The organism is Albibacterium bauzanense (assembly GCF_004339765.1).
Taxonomy (GTDB): domain Bacteria; phylum Bacteroidota; class Bacteroidia; order Sphingobacteriales; family Sphingobacteriaceae; genus Albibacterium; species Albibacterium bauzanense.
Genome location: NZ_SMGO01000001.1, coordinates 944668 through 970709, shown reverse-complemented (window position 1 = coordinate 970709; position 26042 = coordinate 944668). Strand labels below are relative to the sequence as shown.

The 26042-nt window shown below is 37.8% G+C and carries 21 protein-coding genes; 14 read left to right on the top strand and 7 right to left on the bottom strand.

Annotated elements, in window-relative coordinates:
• Positions 1 to 2: 2 nt before the first annotated feature.
• Positions 3 to 1457, bottom strand: coding sequence for a phytoene desaturase family protein (locus C8N28_RS04410; RefSeq protein WP_132221895.1), 1455 nt, complete (start codon positions 1455 to 1457; stop codon positions 3 to 5).
• Positions 1458 to 1697: 240 nt separating this feature from the next.
• On the opposite strand from C8N28_RS04410, the gene C8N28_RS04405 reads away from it, so the two are divergent.
• From C8N28_RS04405 to C8N28_RS04390, 4 genes are read left to right on the top strand one after another with little or no spacing between them, the layout of a single operon-like run.
• A complete protein-coding gene (locus tag C8N28_RS04405; protein ID WP_221410187.1) occupies positions 1698 to 4835 on the top strand; it encodes a SusC/RagA family TonB-linked outer membrane protein in 3138 nt (1045 codons plus the stop codon).
• A gap of 16 nt (positions 4836 to 4851) precedes the next feature.
• Positions 4852 to 6195: a RagB/SusD family nutrient uptake outer membrane protein gene (locus tag C8N28_RS04400; protein ID WP_132221893.1), complete on the top strand. Its 1344-nt coding sequence runs from the start codon at positions 4852 to 4854 to the stop codon at positions 6193 to 6195.
• An 11-nt stretch (positions 6196 to 6206) separates the two neighbouring features.
• On the top strand, positions 6207 to 7412 hold the full coding sequence (locus C8N28_RS04395) for a DoxX family protein (RefSeq protein ID WP_132221891.1): 1206 nt from the start codon (positions 6207 to 6209) through the stop codon (positions 7410 to 7412).
• 43 nt (positions 7413 to 7455) lie between these two features.
• Complete coding sequence (locus tag C8N28_RS04390) at positions 7456 to 8871, top strand: hypothetical protein (protein WP_132221889.1); 1416 nt, start codon at positions 7456 to 7458, stop codon at positions 8869 to 8871.
• Positions 8872 to 9099: 228 nt separating this feature from the next.
• Here the strand turns inward: C8N28_RS04390 and C8N28_RS04385 are convergent, their stop codons facing one another.
• The 3 genes from C8N28_RS04385 to C8N28_RS04375 form a co-directional block, all read right to left on the bottom strand.
• On the bottom strand, positions 9100 to 9501 hold the full coding sequence (locus C8N28_RS04385; RefSeq protein ID WP_132221887.1) for a hypothetical protein: 402 nt from the start codon (positions 9499 to 9501) through the stop codon (positions 9100 to 9102).
• A gap of 88 nt (positions 9502 to 9589) precedes the next feature.
• A complete protein-coding gene (locus C8N28_RS04380) occupies positions 9590 to 10222 on the bottom strand; it encodes a hypothetical protein (RefSeq protein ID WP_132221885.1) in 633 nt (210 codons plus the stop codon).
• The gene (locus C8N28_RS04375) at positions 10222 to 10707 is read right to left on the bottom strand and encodes an RNA polymerase sigma factor (protein ID WP_132221883.1); all 486 of its coding nucleotides are present in this window, start codon (positions 10705 to 10707) and stop codon (positions 10222 to 10224) included. The genes C8N28_RS04380 and C8N28_RS04375 overlap by 1 nt, the downstream gene beginning before the upstream one ends.
• 140 nt (positions 10708 to 10847) lie before the next feature.
• Here C8N28_RS04375 and C8N28_RS04370 point away from each other — a divergent pair, with 140 nt between their 5' ends.
• The 6 genes from C8N28_RS04370 to C8N28_RS04345 all read left to right on the top strand — a co-directional run bounded on the left by C8N28_RS04370 (position 10848) and on the right by C8N28_RS04345 (position 17471).
• Positions 10848 to 12041 carry a glycoside hydrolase family 88 protein gene (locus C8N28_RS04370; RefSeq protein ID WP_132221881.1) on the top strand — a complete coding sequence of 398 codons (1194 nt, stop codon included), beginning with the start codon at positions 10848 to 10850 and terminating at the stop codon, positions 12039 to 12041.
• A gap of 38 nt (positions 12042 to 12079) precedes the next feature.
• A complete protein-coding gene (gene kduI / locus C8N28_RS04365; RefSeq protein WP_132221879.1) occupies positions 12080 to 12922 on the top strand; it encodes a 5-dehydro-4-deoxy-D-glucuronate isomerase in 843 nt (280 codons plus the stop codon).
• A 14-nt stretch (positions 12923 to 12936) separates the two neighbouring features.
• A complete protein-coding gene (locus C8N28_RS04360) occupies positions 12937 to 14085 on the top strand; it encodes a DUF4861 family protein (protein ID WP_132221877.1) in 1149 nt (382 codons plus the stop codon).
• 3 nt (positions 14086 to 14088) lie between these two features.
• Positions 14089 to 14859, top strand: coding sequence for an SDR family NAD(P)-dependent oxidoreductase (locus tag C8N28_RS04355; protein WP_132221875.1), 771 nt, complete (start codon positions 14089 to 14091; stop codon positions 14857 to 14859).
• Positions 14860 to 14944: 85 nt separating this feature from the next.
• Entirely contained in the window at positions 14945 to 16468 is a 1524-nt protein-coding gene (locus tag C8N28_RS04350; RefSeq protein ID WP_132221873.1) for a serine hydrolase domain-containing protein, read from the top strand.
• Positions 16469 to 16520: 52 nt separating this feature from the next.
• Positions 16521 to 17471, top strand: a complete 951-nt coding sequence (locus C8N28_RS04345; protein ID WP_132221871.1) for a sugar phosphate isomerase/epimerase family protein — start codon at positions 16521 to 16523, stop codon at positions 17469 to 17471.
• 50 nt (positions 17472 to 17521) lie between these two features.
• Here the strand turns inward: C8N28_RS04345 and C8N28_RS04340 are convergent, their stop codons facing one another.
• Both C8N28_RS04340 and C8N28_RS04335 read right to left on the bottom strand, forming a co-directional pair.
• Complete coding sequence (locus tag C8N28_RS04340) at positions 17522 to 18394, bottom strand: alpha/beta hydrolase (RefSeq protein WP_132221869.1); 873 nt, start codon at positions 18392 to 18394, stop codon at positions 17522 to 17524.
• A gap of 76 nt (positions 18395 to 18470) precedes the next feature.
• Positions 18471 to 19409 (bottom strand): NADP-dependent oxidoreductase, encoded by a 939-nt coding sequence (locus C8N28_RS04335; RefSeq protein WP_132221867.1) that lies wholly within the window; start codon positions 19407 to 19409, stop codon positions 18471 to 18473.
• A 387-nt stretch (positions 19410 to 19796) separates the two neighbouring features.
• On the opposite strand from C8N28_RS04335, the gene C8N28_RS04330 reads away from it, so the two are divergent.
• A complete protein-coding gene (locus tag C8N28_RS04330) occupies positions 19797 to 20564 on the top strand; it encodes a hypothetical protein (protein WP_132221865.1) in 768 nt (255 codons plus the stop codon).
• 15 nt (positions 20565 to 20579) lie between these two features.
• Here the strand turns inward: C8N28_RS04330 and C8N28_RS04325 are convergent, their stop codons facing one another.
• Positions 20580 to 21449 (bottom strand): AraC family transcriptional regulator, encoded by an 870-nt coding sequence (locus tag C8N28_RS04325; RefSeq protein ID WP_132221863.1) that lies wholly within the window; start codon positions 21447 to 21449, stop codon positions 20580 to 20582.
• A 133-nt stretch (positions 21450 to 21582) separates the two neighbouring features.
• Here C8N28_RS04325 and C8N28_RS04320 point away from each other — a divergent pair, with 133 nt between their 5' ends.
• The 3 genes from C8N28_RS04320 to C8N28_RS04310 are packed head-to-tail and all read left to right on the top strand — an operon-like array spanning position 21583 to position 26011.
• Positions 21583 to 22407 (top strand): phytanoyl-CoA dioxygenase family protein, encoded by an 825-nt coding sequence (locus C8N28_RS04320; protein WP_132221861.1) that lies wholly within the window; start codon positions 21583 to 21585, stop codon positions 22405 to 22407.
• Between the two features lie 35 nt (positions 22408 to 22442).
• Positions 22443 to 24665, top strand: coding sequence for a family 65 glycosyl hydrolase domain-containing protein (locus tag C8N28_RS04315; RefSeq protein WP_132221859.1), 2223 nt, complete (start codon positions 22443 to 22445; stop codon positions 24663 to 24665).
• The gene (locus C8N28_RS04310; protein ID WP_221410186.1) at positions 24662 to 26011 is read left to right on the top strand and encodes an MFS transporter; all 1350 of its coding nucleotides are present in this window, start codon (positions 24662 to 24664) and stop codon (positions 26009 to 26011) included. Before C8N28_RS04315 ends, C8N28_RS04310 begins: the two co-directional genes overlap by 4 nt.
• Positions 26012 to 26042 lie beyond the last annotated feature (31 nt).

Below are 26042 nucleotides of genomic sequence, written 5' to 3'. Positions count from 1 at the left end.
ATCTATAGAACTTTAGCCCTTAAATTGAAAACATCCTTTAAAGCTCTGTTTGCAGCATGATATCCACACATTCCATGAACACCACCTCCCGGAGGAGTTGATGAAGAACAAATATAAATTCCTTTAGCAGAAGTACGATAAGGAGAAGCGCTAATTACCGGACGAGTAAATAACTGTCCGATATCAAGTATGCCTCCATTAATGTCACCTCCAATATAATTTGGATTATAGTTTTCCATTTGTGTCGGATTAAAGCTATGCTTAGCTAATATCCGGTCTCTAAAGCCAGGCGCAAAACGTTCTATTTGCTTTTCAATCCGCTCAGTCATATCCGTGGTAGAACCATTCGGCACATGACAATATGCCCAGGCTGTATGCTTTCCTTGCGGTGCCCGACTGTCATCAAATAAGCTTTGCTGAGCAAGCAATACAAAAGGCTTCTCTACAATCTTACCCTTTGAAGATGCATATTCCCCCGCAGCAATTTCTTCTATTGTATTTCCAATATGAACAGTAGCTGCTCTTCTTGCAGCATCTGCCGTAAAAGGAATTGCTTCATCCAATGCCCAATCTACTTTATATACACCCATTCCATAGCGGTATTTTTCCAGTTGCCATTTATAAATCGATGAGAATTTATGTCCGGCTATTTCAAGTAATTGCTTGGGTGTTACATCCAGTAAAACAGCATGAGAGGAGGGTAGTTGCTTAAGAGATTTAACATATGTACTGGTTTCTATCTTCCCTCCAAGAGAAATAAAATAAGAAGCCATGGCATTTGCAATTTCTATGGATCCTCCTTTCGGAATTGGCCATCCACCCAAATGTCCGGCAGCCATTAATACCAATCCTATGGCTGATGTTGTCAGATTTGATAATGGTTGAATAGAGTGGGCTGCCATACCTGCCCACAAACCTTTCGCCTCCTGGGTTGAAAAACGTTTAGCCAACATCAGGGCAGATGTCATTGCTTTTAAACCAAATTGAGCCAAGGGTATAGGTGCATTAGGAATGCGTAACATGGGTCCCAAAACATCTTTATCTATCTTTGGCCAATAGTCAACTATCGGTTTCATTAGGTTTAGGTAGGTGTCTTTATCTTTTCCTAAAGCGGATGCAGTTTCCTTCATAGATTTTGTCAGGAAAGCAGCTTTACCATTATCGAAAGGATGAGCAGCAGAGATCTCCGGGTAAATAAGCTCTAAGCCATGTGATTCTAAGGGTAGCGATTTAAAAAAAGGAGAAGCCGCCGCCATCGGATGAATGGCTGAACATACATCATGAATGAAGCCGGGTAAGGTGAGTTCGGCTGAGCCCATTCCTCCTCCAATTGTATCCTTTCCTTCTACCAGTAAAACCGACAAGCCCGCCTGCTGTAAGGTTATAGCAGCAGCTAAACCATTGGGCCCAGAACCAACCACAACTGCATCAAAATCTTTCTTCATGAGAACGCTCATTGTAATTTATTTAATGTTCAGATTGAATAAAAATCTTACTAAATCTGATGTTTACAAATATTGATTAATTACTTGATAATAGGAAGCATTTCTTAGTCTAATAATGATCCTATAAAAAACTTTGATTTTTTTTTATTCAAATGTATACTAATTCTATAGATATTATATACATTTGCAAACAAATAATTTAAAACAGCCTTTAAAGGCCTTTAGCGCACTTTTTGAAAAACAAATTAACAAATGAAAACAATTAACAAAATCTTAGAAATCAAAAGTAGGACTCCATTTTCATTGAAACTCTCTTGTTTATTTGCCATTTGTACAATGATTTTTCAGCACAGTATTTCTTATGCAAATATTATAGAACCTGCTTTTCTAAAACGTGAGTTAGGTGTGATTAATATTGCTGTTGCCGGTAAAGTAACCGATGCAAACGGTAATTCTCTGCCAGGTGTAACAGTAACTATTAAGGGAACAAATACTTCAACGGCCACTGATTTGGAAGGTAACTTTAAATTCAGCAATCAAGTGCCAGAGAATTCAGTAATAACCCTCTCTTTGCTTGGATTTAAAACCAAAGAAGTGGTTGTAACAAATGCTAATTTCTTAACCATATTATTAGAAGAAGACCTAAGGCAACTCAGTGAAGTAGTTGTTATTGGATACGGTTCGCAAGAAAGAAAGGATCTAATTGGCTCGATCTCAAAGATCAATGCAGATGAAGTTAAACAAATACCTGTTGGAAGCTTTGATGCGCAATTGCAAGGAAAAGCTGCCGGACTACAAATCAATTCCAATACAGGTATTCCCGGTGAAGGAATCTTTATTAGAGTTCGCGGAACAACTTCTATAAATGCAAGTAATGACCCTTTATATATCGTTGATGGTGTTTTTATTAACAATTCAAGTCTGCAAACCGTGAGTACCGGAGGTAAAGCAACCTCTCCAATTGCTGATATCAATCCTGCCGATATAGAAAGTGTTGAGGTTTTAAAGGATGCCAGCGCCACTGCAATTTATGGTGCCAGAGGTGCTAATGGAGTGGTAATAGTAACCACAAAAAGAGGAAATTACAATTCTAAAGCAAAGCTTGGTTTTAATGCAACTCAAGGAATAGCCGAGGCCGCCAAGATATGGGGGCAGGCATCAGGCCCGCTAAATGCAGAACTGCATAATGAGTCATGGATTAACAGCGGTATTGATAATCCGGCGCTTAATCAAACTTATGCAAACCGGCCATTTCGTCCTGTATCAGAAGGAGGGAGAGGCTTACCCGAAGAGCAACAGACCTACGATCGTTTAGGTGATATTTTTCAAACAGCCCGGCTCCAAAGCTATGATCTATCCTTACAAGGAGGCTCTTCTGGAACAAAATATTACTTCGGAGCCGGATATACCAGGCAGGAAGCTATTATGAAGCCCGTTTATTTTAACAGAGCCAGCTTCAAGTTAAATCTCGACCAAAAGGTTAATAACAATATTCAGGTAGGAATAACAAATAGCATTTCCAGAACCTTTAGAAATCAGGCCAGAGCTGGTGATGGCCCACAAGGAGGAATGTTTCAAACAGCCTTATTGGTGGCTACTTATCTGCCTAAGTTCAATGCTGATGGAACTCCAGCCAAATGGGGCCCGTGGGATAATTTAGATGTTCTGCTTAATAATTACGATGTAAAAACAAAGAACATCAGATACATTGGAAACGTATATCTGGATGCTGATATAACCCCTGAACTGAAATTCAGAAGCAGCTTCGGTATTGATTATAACGACTATAACGAATCTGAATATTGGAATTCTCTTACTCTAATCGGCGCTTCTCCAACAAACGGCTTGGCTACAGCAGCGGTAACGAATAATAGCACATGGCTAAATGAACAAACGCTTAGCTATCGCAAGGTGTTTAACGGAGATCATAATTTTGGACTCTTAGTCGGTAATTCCTTACAGGGCGATTTAATAAAATCCACTTTTGCTCAAGGCACTAATTTTCCGAACGATTCTTTCAAAAAGATATCCTCGGCAGCAACTAGAATCGGTTCTGATTCATGGACTGAAAGTAAGTTGGTTTCTTTTTTCTCACGGGCAGATTATAATTATAGAAGTAAATATTACCTCCAGCTTAGCGTACGTGCCGATGGCTCTTCACGTTTTGGAGCAGATAACCGGTGGGGTTATTTTCCTTCAGTTGGTACAGCATGGCGAATTAAGGAAGAAAACTTTTTGAGGGATGTTAATTTCATAAGTGATCTGAAATTACGAGGAAGCTTTGGTATTACTGGTAATCAGAATGGGATAAATAATTTCGCATCCCGTGGTTTATGGATCGGCGGAGTAGGTTATCCGGATAATATTACCGGAGGAGATAAACCTGGTATTGCACCTCAGCAATTGGCTAATCCAACTTTAAGATGGGAGAAAACAAGACAAATTAACGGAGGGGTAGATCTGGGGTTATGGAATGGCAGAGTGGCGCTTGAATTAAATGTATACAGAAAATATACCTCTGATCTTTTGATTCAAAGACCATTGGCATCTTCAACCGGTTTCTCTTCTTATTACAGCAATGAGGGTGAAATAAGCAATACCGGATTTGAATTAAATATCAATACAACCAATATTGAAAAAGGTGATTTCCAGTGGCAAACCAACTTTAATATTGCTAGCAATAAAAATGTAATTGAAAAGCTTGCTACGCCAATCAATGTGTATAGCAGAGATTGGTTGAGAATGGAAGAGGGTCATCCCATGTATTCTTTCTGGCTATATAAACAGTTATATGTAGATCCTCAAACAGGCGATGCCGTTTTTGAAGACGTAAATAAGGATGGAAAGATTACCGTTGAAGACAGACAACTATTGGGTAATGCCATGCCAGATTTCTTTGGTGGAATAAGTAATAGCTTCACTTATAAAGGGTGGGATGCCAGCATCTTATTCACTTTCCAATATGGAAATGATGTATTCAACATGAACGAATTCTTTGATATGGCTGGTGGCACACGTGCAGAACGTTTCGCATCTGCTAACTCTACTAAAAGATGGCAAAATCCGGGTGATATTACCGATGTGCCAAGGTTTACAACCGTTGGAAATAACTACAGACTTGAACAAAATAGCCGATTGCTTGAAGACGGTTCTTTTATTAGGTTAAAGCAATTGTCAATCGGGTATTCAATCCCTAAAAGACTGCTTACCCGGTTTAAGATTGAAGATCTTCGACTTAGTTTCACAGGTAGTAACGTATTGTTATTCACCAAATATTCAGGGCTAGATCCTGAATCGAACGTAGCAAGCAGCCAAAATGTTCAGGGCTTAGATTTTGGAACACCTCCTCAGCCTAGAACCTTCCAGCTCGGTATTAATTTAACACTCTAATTCAATTTTTAATAGAATGAAACATTTAAGATATTTTATACTGTTTGTTATTGCGAGTATAACCTTTTCGTGCAATAACTTTCTTGAGGTTCAACCTCAAGAATCCATTTCGGATGAATCAACAATTACAAACGGATCGTCTGCCGAAACTGCTGTTAGAGGGATGTACAGGGCACTTGCCAGCAACAGTTATTACGGTTCAACCTTTCAGTCAATCGGATATTTATCTGGAGATAATATTCAATGGACCGGTTCGCAGGCTATCGCAGGTCAATTTGTAAATCACGATGTCCGGGCAGATAATGGTTCTGTAGCAGCAGTTTGGTCGGCTATATATACTACCATTAATCGGGCAAATAACGTTATAGCGAAAGTTTCGACCTTGGCACTTGAACCCACATTCACACAAGAGAAAAAAGATCAGTTAGTAGGAGAGGCCTATTTTGTAAGAGCATTGGCTTATTTTGACCTGGTCAGGTTATGGGGCACAGTTCCCATTTATTTAGCACCTACTCTTTCTATAAATGATAATCATGGGAAAGCGAAGAGTTCAAAAGAAGAAGTATATGCACAAGTGCTGGCAGATTTAAAAGCAGCAGAAACACTATTGCCTCAAACAACCAATAGAATAAGGGCAACCAGGAAAACTGTCTGGGCTTTACGGTCACGTTATCATCTTTATAATAAAGAATGGGCAGCAGCCGAAAGCTATGCCGATAAGGTGATTGCTGATCAATCTTATAATTTAATAGCTCCATATTCCTCGTTTTTTGCAAATAATGCAGTGGCAACACAAGAGTCAGTTTTCGAACTTTCATACAGTGCTACAAATACCAGCAGCCATAGAGGTAATTGGCAACCTCCTCAAAATGGTGGTACCAGACAATGGGCACCTAATAGTGAATTTCTAGCATTGATTAATGATCCTTTAATAGGAGGAAATCGTAGTGCTATGGTTAGTTCAACTTCTGACGGCCGTTGGTATGGAAATATGTATTATCGGAGCCCTGCTACCGATCCGGCTTATGTTATTCGGATTGCAGAAATAAGATTGATCCGTGCAGAAGCACGTGCACAACAAGGCAAATATGAGGATGCATTAAAAGATCTTGATGCTGTTAGAGAACGTGCAGGTCTTGGTGCCAGTTCTGCTGATGGTAAAGACGAAATATTTTTAGCAATTGAGCAAGAGCGCAGATTAGAGTTCGCTTTTGAACCGCATAGATGGTTTGATTTAGTTAGAACCGACCGTGCTGAAGCCGTTTTAGGGCTTAGTGATAGAAACAGGTATGTATTGCCAATACCGATTGATGAGCTTAAGGTTGATCCAGCCTTAGAGCCAAATGAAGGTTATTTATAGGGAGGATAATAATGGAAAATCATACATTTAGTTTCTTCGATATTTTTTCACTCGCTAACTATTCATCCTCCTCTGTAGGCAATCCGGCCTTCATTCAATTGGTGGAATTGATCGTTATTATTACCATCTCTGGCCTTACAGCTGTTTTTTTGACCAAAAAGGGCAATGGCGAGAATCTTTATAATAATCTATATCAATTGCTGAGAATTGCATTGCGTTATAAGCTCTCTGCGGCTTTATTTACCTATGCATTTATCAAGATTTTTCCTTTGCAAATGCCTTTTCCAACATTGAGTGATCTGAATACGGAATATGGTGATTTTTTACCTTGGAAAGTCTATTTTCTAACCATCGGACTTGCAAAGGCCAATTATGAAACCATCATTGGTTTAGCAGAGCTTTCTGCTGCAATCTTGCTTCTATGCAGACGAACAGCAACCCTCGGTGCCATTGTAGCCATCGGTTTGTTTCTGAATATAATACCCTCCAATTTTGCTTATCAAATTGGAGGGGTAGGTTATAGCATCTATCTTTTTGTAATCGCTTTATTCCTGGTTTCTTATGACGTACCAAGAATATACAACCTTCTTTTGGAGAAACCAGCTCTCGCAAATAGAACAAAGATTTCTTTTAATGGTAAATGGCAACGAAATACACGTATAGCCCTCAAAAGCGCTTTCATTTTAATAATGATAATATACAGTGTAGGTGCCTATAATAATTATGCTAATAATCCATATTTAATTCCTCAGAATCCTGGTTTAAAAAAAGCGGCAGGACTTTATAACGTTCAAGAGTTTAGGATAAATAATGAACTTATTCCTTACTCAAAAAGCGATACAAATAGATGGCAAAATGTTGTGTTTGAAGAATGGGGAACATTAAGCATCCTTACAGCTCGGCCCATACCGCTGGATAATACGCGACCTGGGGTTGAAAATTTGCAAGATCTTGACCGGGTTTATGAATCGGCAGGGAATATAGGCAGGCATTTTTACACCTATACCATTGATAGCAATCAGAACACGCTTCATTTGCAAAATAAAAACATCCATCAACGCAATGAATTATTAGAGCTTCATTATACAAGACCAGATTCTTCAACGATCATATTATCTGGTGTAAATCAAGCCAGGGATTCAATTTATACCGTATTAACCAAGGTAGATAAAAAGTATCTGCTCTTTGAAGGCAGGCGGAAACCTGTAAAGCTTTAATAAAATCTAATCGTATTTATAGCTCATTAATTAACAAATTATAATGACTGCAGAAAGTATAATAAAAAATTCATCAGAAGAAACGGGTGAGTTGAAAGACGATATTTTAAATTGGAAAAAGTATCAATTAATTCTTTTTAGAATCGCTTTTATCTTTTTTGTATTGATGTGTATTCCGCTAAGCGGAAGATATTATACAACCTTATTTTCTCTTGATTGGTTCAATCTGGGTTACCGAAATATAACCAATATCGGACGATTTAGTCCCAATATTCTCAATATTGATACAGAAAGTGGAAGATGGGGGTGGGCAAGCTATGCCGATTGGGCATTACTGCTTGGTGTAGCAATTGTAGGTGCCGGCATATGGAGCCTAATTGAAAGGAAGAGAACAAACTATAACCTGCTTTATTATTGGCTGCGCGTTCTTGTAAGATACCGGGTAGCAGTAGGTATGATTGAGTTTGGTTTTGTAAAAGTCTTTCTTATTCAAATGCCTTTGCCACCTATTGGTACACTCCATACAAATTTAGGCGATATTACAGCTCAAAAGCTCTTTTGGCTGTCAGTAGGAATTATTCCATGGTACGAGGTTTTTTTAGGATTTATTGAAGTGATTGCCGGATTCCTGTTATTCTTTAGAAAAACCACTTTCATTGGTGCTCTTTTAACAGTGGCGGCATCTGCAAATATTGTGTATGTCAACTTTGCTTATGATGGCGGCGTGCATGTTTACAGTACTTATTTTGTACTTTTAGGTGCCTTTTTGCTAATCCAGTACCTGCCAGATTTCTGGAAATTGTTAATAAAAGAGCAGGATGTAAGCCCTGTTCGCTATTATCCTTCCTTTGATAGTCTTGCCAAACGTATTCCTCGGTTTATCTTCAAATACGGCATTATTTTCTTATTTGTGGTTGTATTAAGCTACCTCCATATACAGAATCGTTTACATAATCCTTTTATTAAAGAACCTATTACCCCCGGATTATCCAATACCACTGGTTATTATGAAGTTATTGAATTTAGCTATAACAATCAATCTATCACCTATTCACCATTGGATACCCTCCGTTGGCAGGATGCGGTTTTTGAAGAATATTCGACCATCAATTTCAAAGTAAACAAACCAATTGACTTAGATCTGGAGAACGGCACACCGCAACCAAAGGATGTGAATAGAAATTGGGAGCTAACAGGAATAGCCGGAGGAAGGCAATATTACTATTACGAAGCTGATACCGTGAACAAAGTTTTGAAGCTATTTAACAAACACAAAACTCAGAAAAGAGGTGCCGGATCCAGCCGTAATAAGGAACCTGAAGTAGCTTATACCTTCCATTACGAAATGCCATCTGAGTCAATTATTACATTGAACGGCGTTAACAATAATAATGATTCACTATCTATTATTCTGCAAAAGAGGAAGCCTGATTATGCTTTAATTCCTCTTAAAGATTGATTCAAAATTAAATAACATTAAATAAGGATCAACCAAGGACGAAACAAGGATCAAGCAGGGGCGATATGACTGTTTTACCCCTGTTTGGTCCCTGTTTGAACCCTGTTTGGTCCTTGTTTAAGCAAATCGAGATATGAACGATTTTCTAATCGATTATATCTCAATTCAATAAATTATTCAACGAAATAAGAAGGGATATTAGGAATAGATGTTGATGTTAGTGGCTGCTTATTTTACTTTAATATAGCGAGTTCCGCAAGCTTCAATACAAAGCATTGGGTAGCTGGGGCTCATGCTGAGCACGCCGTTTATAATACTATATCTGTATTCTTGTTTGCGATCTTCATCGATGGAGAACTGGATGGTGATGTCGTCTTTTAACATGTAGCTTTTATACTCAGTAAAGAGGTTTCCTGCTAAATCGCCATTTTCTTTAAACTCTACGTAATCGTAGGGAGTTTTTTTAGCAACGGGTATCCATTCTCCACTGCCATCACCGGAATCGGCTAAGGTTTCAGAGAGTTTCCATTTTCCAGTTAATGTGTTGTCGTTTGTTTGTAAGTTGTCTTTATCGCAAGCGGTAATAAAGAATACAAGAGCAAGTAGTAGTAATGGGATAGATCTTCTCATAATTATGGTTTTTCTTTAACTTAATACTTCCTTTTACAGTTGAACGCTACAATAAAGAATATATATTCCCGAAGCAATCAAATCAATCTTAAGCAACAAACTCATCCAGATACTTCTGAAACTCATGGATATTCTTTTTGTAAAAGGTAACTCTTTTATAGATATAAAAGCCCATTATACAAATTGCGGCAAGCATAGCAAGTAAAATATCCTGATGAAAAATATCCCAGAAGCTACCATTGCCGAGGTATTGAGAAGTAGCCCTTCCGATGATAAATAGAAAGATAAATATTGCTGTAATAAAGTAAATCTCTTGTCTTAATGATCTGTTAAGATTTTTAATTTGGTTGATTAATACACTTTTAAGCTCACCTTCAGGGCTTTCTGTTTTGATTGAGAGCACTTTAAGCCAGTAAAAGAATACGACGATAACACAGATCGCTATGAGGGTAATAAGCGATAGTAAACCACCAAATGTTATTCTAAATATCGGGCCTTCATCGCCCAGTAAAAAGTGCAGGAAAGGGTTTATCAAAACGTTTAATAATATCCCGGCCAGTAAGAACGAAATGATCCGTTCGTATTTTTTCTTCATACCTTTTAAGGTACCGCTGGTTTTTTCTTTTAAGATTGATTGTAATTGTTCCATACTTTGTGTGTTTAATACCAGGTTTTCTGTTGATTCTTTTTTCCAGTTGTTTTTTAAATCTTCTAATTCCATTATCTGCGATTTATTGTTTTCCGTAACTTTTCTTTAATCCGGTTAATTTTTACTCCGACATTGCTTTCTGTTAAACCCATGATTTCAGCTATTTCTTTGTAGCTTTTTTCATCGAGGTAAAGCATTACAATTCCTTTGTCCATTTTATTCAGACTTGCAATGGCGTTTTGCAGTTCTTCGTCGAATAAGATATCCAGCCTTTGCGATGAGTCGTTGGGTATTGAATGTTGTGCTAGCGTCAGACTCTGAAACAGAGGCCTCTGTTTGTTCTTTCGCAACCTCGTAATAGCTGTATTTAAGCCTATCCGATACATCCACGTACTAACCTTCGAATCTGAATTAAATGTTGGCCACGACTTCCATAGTTGGAAAAGTATGTCCTGAAACAGATCTTCAGCATCTTCGTTATCATCGCAATACATTCTGCATACCTTGATGATAATGCCCTGGTATTGATTAATCGATTTTAAAAATTCTTCTTCCAATGATTATATTTATACAGTTAGTCGTAGCTTTTCCTGAATCCTTACATTAACACATATTAAAATATTTTTATACTATTGTAATAGGTAATATATAAATTTACAATCTAGATCATCTACCAATAATTAAAAATAACCCAAACATGAAAGTAAAACTAATGACTGCACTCTGCTTTTTATTGATAAATAGCGGAATGTTAAATGCGCAGGTGAAGGATCAGAAGATGGGCGAATTAATTGATCAGCAATTTAAGTTTGCCGATCAGCAATATAAGGTATTGGCTAAAAATTTACCAGCAGATGTAATGCCTAAAACCTATAATGCAACGACCGATAAGGTGGTAACCAGTAATACTGCATGGTGGTGCAGTGGATTTTTTCCGGGCTCTTTGTTTTACATTTATGAATACACTCAAGACGCTGAAATATTAGCAGAAGCAAAAAGAAGGCTCACTATTCTTGAAAAAGAAAAGAATAATAAAGGCACGCATGACCTTGGTTTTATGATGTATTGCAGCTTTGGCAATGCATACAGGCTTCTTCATGACCCTGCTTATAAAGACATTATCGAAGCCTCGGCTGCTTCTCTTTCAACACGCTATCATCCTGCAGCAAAGGTAATTCAGTCGTGGAATTCAAGCGATAGATGGGTTGGGCCTGTGATCATTGATAATATGATGAACTTAGAACTGCTAAGTTGGGTGAGCGATCATGATGGCGATAAAAAGTATAAAGAGATTGCTGTTAATCATGCTAACTCTACGATAAAGAATCATTACAGACCAGATTATAGCGCTTATCATGTTCTGGATTATAATATGGAAACAGGAGAGGTGTTGAAAAAAGTGAACTGGCAGGGTTATGCAGATGAATCTGCTTGGAGTCGTGGACAGGCTTGGGGATTGTATGGTTTTACAATGATGTATCGCTTTACAAAAGATAAGCAATACTTGGATCAGGCAATACACATTGCTAATTTTATGTTAAACGACCCAAATATGCCTGCTGATATGATTCCTTATTGGGATTACGATGCTCCGGAAATTCCAAATACCTATCGCGATGCTTCTGCAGGTGCAATTATGGCTTCTGCATTATTGGAGTTAGCTCAGTATTCAAATAAAGCAGAGAGTAAAAAGTATTTAGATGCTTCAGAAAAAGCTATCAGAACACTGGCTTCCGATACTTATCGGTCTAAATTAGGAGAAAATGGTGGATTTCTGTTAAAACACGGAGTAGGATTTTTAGGGCAGAATTCAGAAGTAGATGTTCCGCTTACCTACGGCGATTATTATTTCCTAGAGGCGCTGCACCGTTATAAGGAGTGGTATTTATAGGCCTTCGTTAATTATTACAATCGATTAAAATTAGAATCATGCAAGCACATTTTGAAAAACGATATGCATTCAGTCCGGGTGAAACCAAGTTAATGGCTACCGAAGAATTGCGAAAGAACTTTTTAATTAGTAAAATATTTGAGGCAGACCAGATCAACCTTACTTTAACTCATTATGATCGTTATATAGCCGGTGGTGCTATGCCAGTAAATGAAACTTTGCAGCTCTCAAATCCGGATTATTTAAAGGCATCGTATTTTCTGGAAAGAAGAGAGATGGGAATTATTAATGTAGGAGCAAAAGGTACGGTTACGGTAGATGGAAAGACTTATGAGCTTCAGTTTAAGGAAGCACTTTATATTGGCAGAGGGTCAAAAGAGGTAAGTTTTTCATCAGCCGATAAAAATAGTCCGGCTAAGTTTTACATTAATTCAGCACCTGCTCACCGTGCTTATCCTACTAAAAAAGTATCAAAGCAAGAAGCAGAAGTGGTTGAGCTAGGAAGTTTGGAAACTGCTAATCATCGTGTAATTAATAAGTTGTTAGTTAATAGCGTGCTTCCTACTTGTCAGCTGCAAATGGGAATGACAGAGTTAAAAAGTGGAAGTGTTTGGAATACGATGCCTGTTCACACACACGATCGTAGAATGGAAGTTTATTTCTACTTTGAGGTGCCGGAAGGACAAAGTGTTTGCCATTTTATGGGAGAAACTCAGGAAACCAGGCATATCTGGATGCAGAATGAGCAGGCTGTAATTTCTCCGGAATGGTCGATCCATTCAGGCGCAGGAACCAGCAATTATACTTTTATCTGGGGAATGGCAGGAGAGAATTTGGATTATGGCGATATGGATCATTGTGCTATCAATGACATCAAATAAGTAGAAAGCATAAAATGAAAAAGATATCAGTTCTTTTATTCTTGCTTTTTGGGACCGTTTTGGTATTATCTGCACAGACCAATGCAGTAAAGGCTAGCATAAGCATCAGTAATTCGTTGGATATGGAGAGAACGGATGAGCTTGTAGCAATTAGCTGGACTTCAATTCTTTCAAAATACCCGTCTATTGATACAGCCAACTTTAAAGTTGTAAATGCTGCAAACAACCAGGAAGTTCCTTTCCAACTTGAACATGCAGGTCAGAAAGCTATTCAGAATTTATTGCTGCAGGTGAGTGTAGCAGCTAAGGCTAGCATTCGGCTTTCTGTGGTAGCAGGTAAACCAGAGCCAATAGTTAGCAAAACTTATGGCAGGTATGTTCCTGAGCGCTATGATGATTTTGCCTGGGAGAATGATAAAGTTGCTTATCGGATGTATGGAAAAGCTTTAGAGACCAGACCTGATAATGCTTTTGGGATTGATGTATGGGTTAAAAGAACCAATAAACTGGTTATTAACGATTGGTATAAAACAGCTGATTATCATAAAGATCATGGTGATGGGATGGATTATTACAGCGTAGGTTTAACTTTGGGTGCCGGAGATATAGCGCCTTATGTGATGGATTCTGTTTATTATTCTAAGAATTACCATCATTGGAAAGTGCTGGATAATGGTCCTTTGCGTACCAGCTTTCAATTAGGCTATGATGCATGGGATGTAGCTGGAAAATCGATAAGCGTTGTAAAAACGATATCACTTGATGCAGGTTCTCGCTTTAATAAAATACAAGTTGTTTATAGTTATAATGACGGAGAAAACTTACCAGTAGTAATTGGTATTGTAAAGAGAAATGAGCCAGGTGCTGTAATGATGGATGAACAGCAGGGAATAATGGGTTATTGGGAACCTGAACATGGTGCGGATGGTGTTACAGGTGTAGCTACAATTTATCCATCGGGAGATGTAAAAATGAACACCGATAGGCTTCATTTATTAACGCATGCTTCAGTTAAGGCCAATGAGCCTTTGGTTTATTATAATGGTTCTATTTGGAGTAAAGCTAATGGCGCTTCTGCAGGAGGTTCTGCTAAGCAGTGGTTTACTTACGTAGATTCATTTAATCAGAAATTGAAACAGCCATTAAAAGTTATAATTCAATAAGATATGTCAGTATTAGATCTATTTGGTTTAAAGGGAAAAATAGCCTTGGTTACAGGCTGTAAAAGAGGGATTGGAAAGGCCATGGCTGAAGCTTTAGCGGAAGCCGGTGCTGATATTATTGGCGTTTCTGCAAATTTGGAACTTAGTGGCAGTGATGTTGAACTATCTGTTAAAGCAATGGATAGAAGATTCTATGCCTATCAGTGTGATTTTAGTGACCGTAATGCAATTAATAACTTTATTGAGCAGGTGAAAAAAGATCATCCTGTTATTGATATTCTTATCAATAATGCCGGTACAATATTGCGAAAACCGATTGCTGAGCATCCGGATGAATATTGGGATGAGGTAGTTGCGGTTAATCAAACTGCTCCATTTATTCTTACAAGAGAGATTGGTAAGGAAATGATTAAACGTGGAAGTGGTAAAGTGATTTTTACTGCCTCCTTGCTTACTTTTCAAGGAGGAATTACTGTGCCTGGGTATGCGGCCAGTAAAGGTGCTATCGGACAGCTTACTAAGGCTTTTGCAAATGAATGGGCAGCAAAAGGTGTCAATGTAAATGCGATTGCACCGGGTTATATAGCTACTGATAATACAGCTGCTTTGCAAAAAGATGAAGATCGTAGTCGTTCAATTATGGAACGTATTCCTGCTGGTCGTTGGGGTAACCCGGATGACTTTAAAGGGCCGGTAGTTTTTCTGGCTTCGGCTGCATCAGATTATATGCATGGTACCGTCATGACAGTTGACGGTGGATGGATGGGTAGATAATTCAGCATTTCGTTAGCCGACAAAAACCTGTTATTTACCGACTATATAGTGCGGTATAACGATTAAGTGTTTATATATTAGGTAGATGAGATTATGTTTGGTAATCAATTATACCGATATGTTCTCAGATTTTACTCCTATAAAGTATATTTTAAAGGCTATAGAGATAATAGTTCTGTATTTGGCTTTGCTTTTTGCAGGTACTGGAAATGCTCAGGCCCAGAGTGGAAATACCGTAGAAAAGATAGATCGCTATTTGACGGCTAAGATGGCGAGCAATAAAATTCCGTCCTTGGCTGTTGCCGTTGTTCATTCAGATTCTGTTATTTTTTCAAAAGGCTATGGTGTTACAAGTGATGGTAAAGCCGTAAATGCTGATACGCCTTTTCCAATAGCTTCCTTAAGTAAAGCATTTACAGGGGTGGCAGTTATGCAGCTGGTAGAGGAAGGTAAAGTAGTTTTGGATAGTCCGGTTGTTAAATATATCCCTTCTTTTGAAATAGATGACCCTCGTGGTGCAAGTATAACAGTTAGTCAGCTATTGCATCAAACAAGTGGTTTAGCAGATACTGGTTTTCCCGATATGACTTTTAAGCAGCAAGCCACAAACTTGGATGAAGTCATTGTATTACTAAAGAAGGCTAAATTAGTAAGTAAGCCTGGTGAAACGTTTCATTACCATAATCCCAATTATGAGATCCTGGCGAAATTGGTTGAAGCGGTTAGCGGCGAAAGATTTTCTTCGTATTTGGAAAACCATATTTTCAATCCGCTGGAAATGAATTATACCTGGGATGTTCCTAATACTAAATCATTATATAAAGAAGGTATAGCAAAAGGTTATACCTTTTTTGTTGGAGAACCAATTGTTGCAAAAGATCCTGAATGGTTTGTGGATGGTGCAGCAGGAGTGGTTTCTAGCTCTAATGATATGGCCAACTGGCTTCGTGTTCAGTTAAATAAAGGTCGTTTTAAAGATATTGAATTATTGAGTGCAGAGGGTTTCGCATTGACACATAAAGCACAGTCAGGGAATGAATCGTCTTATGCTATGGGTTGGAATTTGAATAGAGATTCCAGCTTGTATCACGGTGGGATTTTATGGACCTACAGTTCAGAGCAAATGATTTATACGAATGATGGGTATGGAATCGTTGTTCTATTTAATAGCGGTATTAAGCCTCTTGTGGATTATTATTCATTCGTGGATGGCATTCACGAAATACTGAAAGGACAGGAGCCCGATGTTTCCTCTTTGCCACATTGGTTTTTTCAAGTGTGTGGATTTTTAGTTTTTCTTATCGCTTTTGGTTTTGCAGTGCGTAGAATATTCAGGGTAAAAGAATGGTATCAGAAATATAATAAACGACCTCTTTGGTTATCGTGGTCCTATCTGCTATTACGGCTTTTACCTCTTATTCTACTTCTTTCAATGTCCTGGATTACAACTATGTTGAGCGGTCGGATATTGAGTTGGGATGGCATTTTTTTAATGATGTCGGATTTTATTTTAGGATTAGGATTGATAGCATTGGCTAATGTATTGGTTGTATTTGTGAGGTTGCGTTATCTTTTTAGGAATTATAAAGGTAGTGTTGCAGCTCTGTAATTAATAATTGTATTTTTACGGCTATTAATTCACATAAAGAGCTTAATTTATTATGACCGACCTTTTATTAAACCGCAGGCAAGTATTAAAAACATTGGGTTTGACTGCCGGGGCTTCTCTGTTAAAATTACCCGCTTCTGCTAAAGAGACTTCAAAGCAAACTAATTCAAGTTTTAAATATGCGCTCAATATGAGCACCATTCGTGGACAGAAACTCGGTTTTGTTAAAGAATTGGAAGTTGCATCGAAAGCAGGATTTGGCTCGGTTGAAATATGGATAGATAGTTTTCAAACCTATTTGAAAGAAGGGGGTACGGTAAAGGAAGCTAAAAGGATTATTGATGATTTAGGTCTTGAAATAGAAAATGCAATTGGTTTTGCCAGATGGATTGTAGATGATGAAGCTATGCGTACTGCTGGACTTAAGCAGTTGCAGGGAGAAATGGAGCAATTGGCGGGGATTGGTTGTAAACGAGTAGCAGCTCCACCTTCGGGTGCCAATGGTGCTAATGCAGCATTGCTTGATTTGAATGTTATTACTGAAAGATATATTAAAATACTTGAGATGGGCGAGCAGACTGGTGTGAAGCCGGTGCTTGAAATGTGGGGTGCATCACCCAATCTTAAGAAAATTAGTCAGGTATTATACGTGGTTACTGAAAGCGGACATAAAGATGCTCGTGCTTTATTGGATATTTTTCATATTTACAAAGGAGGTTCAAGCTTTGACAGCCTAGCATTTGTAGGTAAGCCGGCGATTGATATTTTCCATGTTAATGATTATCCGTCAGGTATTCTTCCTGCTAAAATATCTGAGCCTGATCGTATTTATACGGGAGATGGTATTGCTCCGATTCGTCAAGCTTTGCAGGCCATTAAAGATCCTGGCAAGCAAATTATTCTTTCACTGGAGGTTTTCAACCAGAGTTATTATCAGCAAGACGCATTGTTAGTTGCGCAAACCGGTTTAGCTAAGATGAAAGCAATTGCTGAAGGAGTATAGTTAAAGGCATCCAAAACAGCATTAATCAAATGCTGTTTTGGATGCTTAGATTAGAATTGTGTAAATGACTTTGAGACGAACTCAAGTACTAAAGGTAATTCGTTTCGCCAGTATGTCCAGGTGTGTCCACCATCTTTAACTCTGTATTCATGAGGGATTTCGCTTTGACGCAATAGAATATGCATTCGGCTATTGCCTTCATAAAGGAAATCATCGTCGCCGCAGCTTATATACCATCGTATTCCTTTAATCTTCTTTAAATTATCTTCAGATGCATTTTTAACAATGCTTTCTATACTATGGAGATTGAAGTAATCTTCGATTTGTTTGTCGGAAGCACTAGTAGGTGTTTGTTTAAGCCTTGTTTTGAACTGTTCAAAATCCCAGTTTCCGGTTGCTGCACTTAGAGGAGCAGCAGCAGCAAACATATCTGGCTGGTGCAGAGCATAAAAGATGGTTCCACCCCCACCCATTGATAAGCCAGAGATAGCCCGATAACGTTTTTCACTACGTACCCGGTATGTTTTCTCAATATGCGGAATTAGCTCTTTAAAAAAGAAGTCTTCATAATTATAACTGCCGTCAACAACATTGAAATATCCTCTGGTTCCGGTATCGGCATCGGGCATTACAATGATCATTGGACCTGCATTACCTTCAGCAATCGCTTTGTCTGCAATGTGTTGAACTTGCCCGAATTGTACCCAGCCTGTATGATTATCTCCACTGCCATGAAGGAGGTAGAGAACTGGATAACTGCGGTCGCTTTGATCATAGCCTTCGGGTAAGTAAATTGCATATTTGCGATCCATTTTAAGGATATCACTTTTTACGGTACGCGTCTCAAAAACTTGACTTCCTTGAGCCAGAACGATAGATACTGTGCACAGCATTAACAATGCAATAGATAATAATCTTTTCATAGTTGGTTAATTGAATATAGATTAGTTGAATTAGGTTATTGATAAATGGTATTACAATAATATAAAAAAACATTCATTAATCTAATTCTACTACTACCTTTCCAACAGTTCTTCCACTTTCAATTTGCATATGCGCTTCTGGCATCTGATTAAAAGAGAAGGTCTTTGATATGTGAGATTTGATGGTATTCTTTTCTAAAAGATCGGCTATTGCCTGCATATCTTCACCATTGGATTGGACCAGGATAAAATATCCATTTACATTTTTTGCTTTTGCTTTCTCGGTAACTGCTTCATTTAAACCGGTAGGGAGGCTGATTAATGTACCGCCTTTTACAATCACTTCGAGTGAACGGTCTATGTTTTCTCCGCCAATAGTATCTAATACAAAGTCGATGTTTTTAACTGCTTTTTCAAAAGCCTGTGCTTTGTAATCGATATGCTCATCTGCGCCAAGTGATAGGACAAAATCTTTGTTCTCAGCAGAAGAGGTGCCGATAACATAAGCGCCTAAGTTTTTGGCAATTTGAACGGCAAAATGACCCACACCTCCGGAGGCGGCATGAATGAGTACACGGTCTCCTTTTTTGACTTTAGCATTGGTAATAAGCACTTGCCAGGCAGTAAGTGCAGCGAGTGTTGCACCGGCAGCTTCATTGTGTGTGATGTTTTTTGGTTTTTTGGCTAAGTGAGAGGCTGGTGCAGCTACATATTCTGCATAAGCTTTTCCATGTCCGGGGAAGTTAATCATTCCAAAAACTTCATCTCCTTTTTTGAAGAGACCTGAGTTTGATTCTATCACGATGCCTGAAACATCCCAGCCAAGAATGAGTGGATTTATGTCTTTAAGTCGGCCATACAAGCCTTTGCCCGATCTTGTTTTTGCATCGACAGGGTTAATGCTGATTGCTTTTACTTGTATCAGTACTTCATCTGATTTTATAGAAGGAGCTGAAACTTCTGAAGTAACTAAATTGCTTGGTGCTCCTGGTTCATTTAGGATGATTGCTTTCATTTTATTCTTGTAATTAAAATCTTATTTATTAGAGATTTCCTTCTTATAATTTATAGGGTGAAAGAGATGAATAAAGTTATTGTTTTTTGATTTAATAAGGATGTTTTTACCTAATATAGGTGTTAGAATTGTGTTTGCAGTTGCATAATTATCTAAGTTAACCATTTGTTAGGGGCAATATGTGTAGTATAATCTATAAATCAGTGATAATGGTTAGTTAAACAGTAATATGTATAACAATTTGATTGGGTATAGTTGAGATATTTGCGCTCATTAAATGATTGATTAATAAATTAACTTACTTATAAATAATACATGAGAAAAGTGCCTTTAAAACTGCGAGAAATATCAACTAGAAGTTTTACAAATAAAATAATTTACCCGGTTATGATAGCTATATTGGCTATTTCTGGGATGTTGCCCCACACATTATATGCACAAGATAGCACTGAAGTAGTAGCTACTACAAAAAAGGATACGATTGTTTTTAATGGATCGATTACTGCAACTAATAAGGGTATTTCAACTATCCCTTCCTCTACCTTAGGTAAAGCTGCCACTATCTTTTATTTCTCTTTTAGGAAAGATAAGTTAAGTTTTGAGCCAGAACTCCGTTTTGATATGGAAGATCTAAAGCCTTGGGCGTTTATCTTTTGGTGGAGATATCGGATAGTAGAAAATGAGAAGTGGCGTTTGCAAATTGGGGTAAATCCGAGTCTGTCGTTCAAGAGTCAAAGTATAATTAAGAATGGCGAAACCGAAAAGATTTTAGCTGTTGAACGTGCACCTACAGCAGATATTGCTCCAACATATTTTCTTTCTAATAAGGTTAACCTTGGTCTTTATTACATGTATACGCATAGACTTGAGGGAACTACACGCAATACACATTTTTTAGCTTTTAGAACTAACGTGAGTAAGTTGATGATTGAAGATTATGAATTTCGTGTGTCACCTCAAATTTATTATTTACGAATAGATGGACAGGAGGGGATTTATGCGAGTTCAGGAGTTTCTGTTAATAAGCAAAATTTACCATTTACTTTGTCTGCACTGTTTAATAGGAAGATTAATAGTAATATTACTATAGGAGACGATTATATCTGGAATGTAAGTTTGACTTATAATTTCGGCAATCGGTATATAGGCTTGTAAGATCTGAATGCTAAACTAAGAGAACCTCTGCATAAATTTCTTTCTGTAGTTTAATGGGCTTAGTTTGGTTTCGGCTTTAAACATTTTATAAAAATGCGATACATCTCCGAAGCCACTTTCGAATGAAATTTCAGAAATGGGTTTATCGGTTTGAATGAGTTTTTGTCGGGCATAATTCAACCGATATGCTAAAACCATTTGTACAAAAGTTTTACGGGTCACCTTTTTGAAGAACTTGCAAAAGGCATTGGGAGTCATATGCGCTATTTCAGCAGCTTTATCTAAAGAGATCTTATCGTTAAAATTATCAACAATATAAGCCATCACAGGATTGATGCGGGCTTGCTCTACTGAGTCGAGAGCAGAAGTAATGTGTTTGTCAAGTATAATTTGGTTGTCGGATGATTCAAGATCATGAAGAATGGTCATGAGGCGCATTAGCGACTTGAAATGATTATTAGGTTTACTTAGACTAATAAGCTGTTTTTGAACCTTAGTGCTTATTTCCTCTGAAAAACGTATGCCATAACGACTCTCTTCCAGTAGTTTTTTGATACCGGTTAGTTCTACTTTATCAAAAAAATCTGTTCCGAGAAAATCTCTTGTGAATTGAACAACGACTGCACTGGCTTCCTCATTTTCGCTATTTGGAGTGTTTTCTAGTTTCCAACAATGGGGTAAACCTGCACCCAATAATACCAAATCACCTTCCTGGAAGTCTTCCATGTGGTTGCCGATATATCTTTTTCCTCTTCCTTTGATAATGGTAGTCAGCTCAAATTCGGAATGATAGTGATAGGGTGCTTCAAATGCAGATTTATCAAACTTTCTGACTAAGAATGATTGGTCGCTTTTGGGATATAAGATTTCAACTGAAGCTTTCAATGTGGCTGTTTTTAATATAAATGTAGTAATATTTTACTATATATGTTAATATACCCCATATTTAGTCCATTTTCTTCATTCTATTTCCTTTGTTGAAAGGGTAAATTTGATTAAACCAATAATTAGAATTGAGATGGAAAATAAAAAAGAAATTCTACCAGATTTAAACAACACGATTAATGTTCCAAAGGAAAAGGTGAATGAGTTCCAGGAATTGGGACATACTTTAATCAGGAATATTCTTTCGAAAGAAGAAATAAGTGTGTATCACGATGTGCTTGTGGATGCGGCAAGCAGATATAATAGTGAGAAGAGAAAGCTAGAGGATAGAGATACGTATGGTAAAGCATTTCTTCAGATTATGAATCTTTGGAGAGAGGATGAAGCTGCAAAGAAATTTGTTCTGGCAAAGCGTTTTGCCAAAATCGCTGCAGATTTGCTGGGCGTAAAAAATGTACGTTTATATCATGACCAGGCTTTGTTTAAAGAACCAGGTGGTGGTCCAACTCCTTGGCACCAAGATCAGAATTATTGGCCATTAGATACCACTCAGACTATTACTATGTGGATGCCTTTGGTTGATATGCCGAATGAAGATATGGGGATGCTGACTTTCGCATCTGGGTCGCAGAAGAAAGGAAATATATTTGATTATGTAATTTCAGATGAATCAGAAGGTGCATTTGAGGATTACGTGAAAAAGAATCAGTTTAAGCTTTCCAGACCTACTTATATGAATGCTGGTGATGCTACTTTCCATCAAGGTTATACGATTCACAATGCACCAGGAAATACATCTGATAAGATGCGGGAAGTAATGACGATTATCTATTATGCTGATGGAACAAAAGTAGCTAAACCGCAGCATGAATGGCAGGAAGCCGATCATAAAAAATGGTTAATGGAAAAAGAAGTTGGCACGTTGGCTGATTCTGAATTAAACCCAGCATTGTTATAATATCCTTGATCTTATACTAACCAATTACCTAATTTATGAAGAAGTACCTGAAAGTTGATGAGTGGAAGATTATTGAAGAAGGTTTTTCCCCAGAGTTGAATCGTGTTTCTGAAAGCATATTTAGCCTGGGGAATGGCCGAATGGGTCACCGCGCCAATTTTGAGGAAGGATATTCAGGTGAAAGTTTACAAGGCAGTTATCTGGCCGGAATATATTATCCGGATAAAACAAAGGTTGGCTGGTGGAAAAACGGCTATCCTGAATATGCAGCGAAGGTATTAAATGCAGCTAACTGGGGGACTATTAGAATTCAGGTTGATAATGAATTATTGGATCTGAACCGATGTAAGGTTCTGGAGTTTAAGCGAGAGCTTAATATGCGAGATGGGTATCTGGAACGTTCCTTTAAAGCTGAGTTTGAAAGTGGCAGGCAAGTATCTGTTCAGGTAAAGCGGTTTTTAAGCATTGTGCATGATTCTGTTGGAGCGATTCGCTATTCATTAACTCCTCTTAATTTTGATGGTGAGTTATCTGTTTTGTTTGATATTGATGGGGATATTAGTAATCAGGATGCTAATTATGGCGAAAAGTTTTGGAAAGAAGTTGAAAAGGATTCAGCGACCGACGTTGCTGTATTAACAATGAAAACGAAGCGAACCAACTTTTTTGCATGTACAGGAATTGCTTTTGATGTGCAAAAAGATGGAAAGACCATCTCTTTTGAATCTGCACCAATGGTTCGTGAAAAGTATATTGGAAGAGAAATCAAAATTAAAGCCGAAGAAGGGAAGGAGCTGGTATTCTGTAAATATGCAGTAAATTATACTTCTTTAAATACACCTAAGGATAAGTTACGATTGCATGTTGAGAAAGAATTAGGAGTTGTTTGTTCTTTAGGCTTTAACAATTTGCTTAAGATGCAGGCAGATGCCTGGCATCTTAAATGGAGAGAAAGTGACATTGAAATTGAGGGTGATCCAGAGGCGCAGCAGGCTATTCGCTATAATATTTTTCAATTATATCAGACCTATACGGGTGAAGATCCGGCATTGAATATTGGTCCGAAAGGATTTACCGGTGAAAAATATGGTGGAGCAACACATTGGGATACAGAAGCTTATTGCATACCTTTTTATTTGGCAACTGCAGCTCCTAAAGTTAGCAGGAATTTATTAATCTACCGATTTAAACAATTGCCGCAGGCTATTGAGAATGCAAAGAAATTGGGTTTCTTTGATGGTGCCGCTCTTTTTCCAATGGTGACAATGAACGGTGAGGAATGCCATAATGAATGGGAAATTACTTTTGAAGAGATCCATAGAAATGGTTCTATATCCTTTGCCATTTATAATTATATCCGCTATACCGGAGACCAGGATTACTTAATTGAATATGGTCTTGAAGTTCTTTTGGCAATTGCCCGTTTCTGGAAACAGCGCGTGAACTGGAGTATAAAAAAGGAGCGATATGTGATTTTAGGTGTTACTGGCCCGAATGAGTATGAAAATAATGTTGATAATAATTGGTATACCAATTACATAGCATCCTGGTGCCTGGAATATGCTTTGGAAGCGATGCGTTATGTAAAAGGTCGTGATGAAGCTAAGTATTACACTTTAATGAATCGTATTCAGTTTAAAGAGGAGGAAATTACATCATGGAAAGATATTATTGATAAGATGTATTATCCGAAGGATGATAAGCAGCAAGTATTTTTACAACAAGATGGATTTTTGGATAAAGAGCTGATACTGGTTAAGAACTTGGGTCCTGAAAATTTACCATTGAATCAAAAGTGGAGTTGGGATCGTATTTTACGCTCTTGCTTTATTAAACAGGCCGATGTATTGCAGGGTTTGTATTTTTTTCAAGATCGTTTTGATTTGGATACTCTCAAACGGAATTTTGACTTCTACGAACCAATGACTGTGCATGAAAGTTCATTGTCTCCATGTGTCCATTCCATTTTAGCAGCTAAGCTGGGATATGAAAAACTTGCCTATGATTTTTATTTGCGAACTTCCCGATTGGATTTAGATGATTATAATAATGATACGGAAGATGGTTTGCATATTACTTCTATGGCGGGTACGTGGATGACTATAGTAGAAGGTTTTGCAGGTATGAGAATGGTTGATGATGAATTGACTTTTAACCCCATGTTGCCTGAGAAATGGAAGTCCTTTTCCTTTAATATGGTTTATAGAGGGAAATCGATTTTGGTTAAAGTTAATAAGGAAGGGGTTGAAATCTTATGAAATTGAAACCCACTTTACCGCTTATCCAGATCTGGAATATGAGCATTGGATTTTTAGGAATTCAATTCGGTTTTGCTTTGCAGACAGGAAATGCCTCAAGAATTTTACAAACATTTGGCGCTGATATTGAACATTTGTCTTTGTTTTGGCTGGCAGCACCCATAACGGGGATGTTGATCCAACCAATTATCGGCCATTATAGTGATCGTACCTGGACCCGGTTGGGAAGGAGAAGACCATATTTTTTAGGAGGAGCTATTTTAGCGGCGACAGCCTTGATGCTGATGCCCAATGCCTCCTTTTTATCAGCTTTGATGGCTCCTGTTTGGATAGGTGCAGGAATGTTGATGATAATGGATGCATCTTTTAACATTGCGATGGAGCCTTTTCGTGCTTTGGTAGCTGATAAATTACCCGAGAGCCAGATAAGTCAGGGGTTTTCTATTCAGACGTTTTTAATAAGCATTGGTGCTGTTTTAGGCTCATTGATGCCTTATGTGTTGGCAAATTTAGGAGTAAATAAAACTGCTATCGTCGGGCAGGTTCCGGATAATGTAGTCTATTCTTTTTATGCAGGAGCCTTTTTGATGTTGTTTACACTGTTATGGACGGTTTTTACTACAAAAGAATATTCTCCTAAGGAGTTTGCTGAATTTGAATTGAATGATACTGGTTCAACAGAACTGGTGAGTTCTAAGAAAGATAATGGAATACGGGTCATTATGCATGATTTTGCATCGATGCCTAAAACTATGTTGCAATTGGGAATTGTTCAGTTCTTTTCCTGGTTTGCATTGTTTATGATGTGGGTTTACATGACCCCGGCTGTTGCACAACATGTATATAATTTGCCTTCCAATGATACAAGTTCAGCCATGTATGCTGATGCCGGAAATTGGGTGGGTATGTTGTTTGGTATTTATAATGGTATTGCAGCAGTTTATGCATTATGCTTACCGTGGATTGCCCGGAAAACAAATAAAAAGATAGCTCATGCAATTTCATTAATTGCCGGTGGCGCAGGAATGATATCCATTTACTTTGTTACTGAGCCTGCTACTTTGCTATTATCTATGATAGGTATCGGTTTAGCTTGGGGTAGTATTCTGGCAATGCCATACGCTATTCTATCATCTTATATTCCTGTAAGAAAGATGGGTGTATACATGGGTATTTTTAATTTCTTTATAACCTTACCTCAATTGGTATGTGGTTTTTTGGGAGGATTGCTGATAAAATATTTTTTTCAGGGCGAAACAGTTTGGGCACTTGTAATGGCTGGTGTTTTTATGATTATAGGGGCTTTTACGGCGATAAATATTCGGGAAAGGAAAGAGGCAGGATAGAGAATACACCTTATTAGAAAAATAAGTAAAT

What these genes read in the sequence shown, in the direction of transcription:
- C8N28_RS04410 (WP_132221895.1), bottom strand. Translation starts at nt 1,457, where the DNA reads ATGAGCGTTCTCATGAAGAAAGATTTTGATGCAGTTGTGGTTGGTTCT.
- C8N28_RS04405 (WP_221410187.1), top strand. Translation starts at nt 1,698, where the DNA reads ATGAAAACAATTAACAAAATCTTAGAAATCAAAAGTAGGACTCCATTT.
- C8N28_RS04400 (WP_132221893.1), top strand. Translation starts at nt 4,852, where the DNA reads ATGAAACATTTAAGATATTTTATACTGTTTGTTATTGCGAGTATAACC.
- C8N28_RS04395 (WP_132221891.1), top strand. Translation starts at nt 6,207, where the DNA reads ATGGAAAATCATACATTTAGTTTCTTCGATATTTTTTCACTCGCTAAC.
- C8N28_RS04390 (WP_132221889.1), top strand. Translation starts at nt 7,456, where the DNA reads ATGACTGCAGAAAGTATAATAAAAAATTCATCAGAAGAAACGGGTGAG.
- C8N28_RS04385 (WP_132221887.1), bottom strand. Translation starts at nt 9,501, where the DNA reads ATGAGAAGATCTATCCCATTACTACTACTTGCTCTTGTATTCTTTATT.
- C8N28_RS04380 (WP_132221885.1), bottom strand. Translation starts at nt 10,222, where the DNA reads ATGGAATTAGAAGATTTAAAAAACAACTGGAAAAAAGAATCAACAGAA.
- C8N28_RS04370 (WP_132221881.1), top strand. Translation starts at nt 10,848, where the DNA reads ATGAAAGTAAAACTAATGACTGCACTCTGCTTTTTATTGATAAATAGC.
- kduI (WP_132221879.1), top strand. Translation starts at nt 12,080, where the DNA reads ATGCAAGCACATTTTGAAAAACGATATGCATTCAGTCCGGGTGAAACC.
- C8N28_RS04360 (WP_132221877.1), top strand. Translation starts at nt 12,937, where the DNA reads ATGAAAAAGATATCAGTTCTTTTATTCTTGCTTTTTGGGACCGTTTTG.
- C8N28_RS04355 (WP_132221875.1), top strand. Translation starts at nt 14,089, where the DNA reads ATGTCAGTATTAGATCTATTTGGTTTAAAGGGAAAAATAGCCTTGGTT.
- C8N28_RS04350 (WP_132221873.1), top strand. Translation starts at nt 14,945, where the DNA reads ATGAGATTATGTTTGGTAATCAATTATACCGATATGTTCTCAGATTTT.
- C8N28_RS04345 (WP_132221871.1), top strand. Translation starts at nt 16,521, where the DNA reads ATGACCGACCTTTTATTAAACCGCAGGCAAGTATTAAAAACATTGGGT.
- C8N28_RS04340 (WP_132221869.1), bottom strand. Translation starts at nt 18,394, where the DNA reads ATGAAAAGATTATTATCTATTGCATTGTTAATGCTGTGCACAGTATCT.
- C8N28_RS04335 (WP_132221867.1), bottom strand. Translation starts at nt 19,409, where the DNA reads ATGAAAGCAATCATCCTAAATGAACCAGGAGCACCAAGCAATTTAGTT.
- C8N28_RS04330 (WP_132221865.1), top strand. Translation starts at nt 19,797, where the DNA reads ATGATAGCTATATTGGCTATTTCTGGGATGTTGCCCCACACATTATAT.
- C8N28_RS04320 (WP_132221861.1), top strand. Translation starts at nt 21,583, where the DNA reads ATGGAAAATAAAAAAGAAATTCTACCAGATTTAAACAACACGATTAAT.
- C8N28_RS04315 (WP_132221859.1), top strand. Translation starts at nt 22,443, where the DNA reads ATGAAGAAGTACCTGAAAGTTGATGAGTGGAAGATTATTGAAGAAGGT.
- C8N28_RS04310 (WP_221410186.1), top strand. Translation starts at nt 24,662, where the DNA reads ATGAAATTGAAACCCACTTTACCGCTTATCCAGATCTGGAATATGAGC.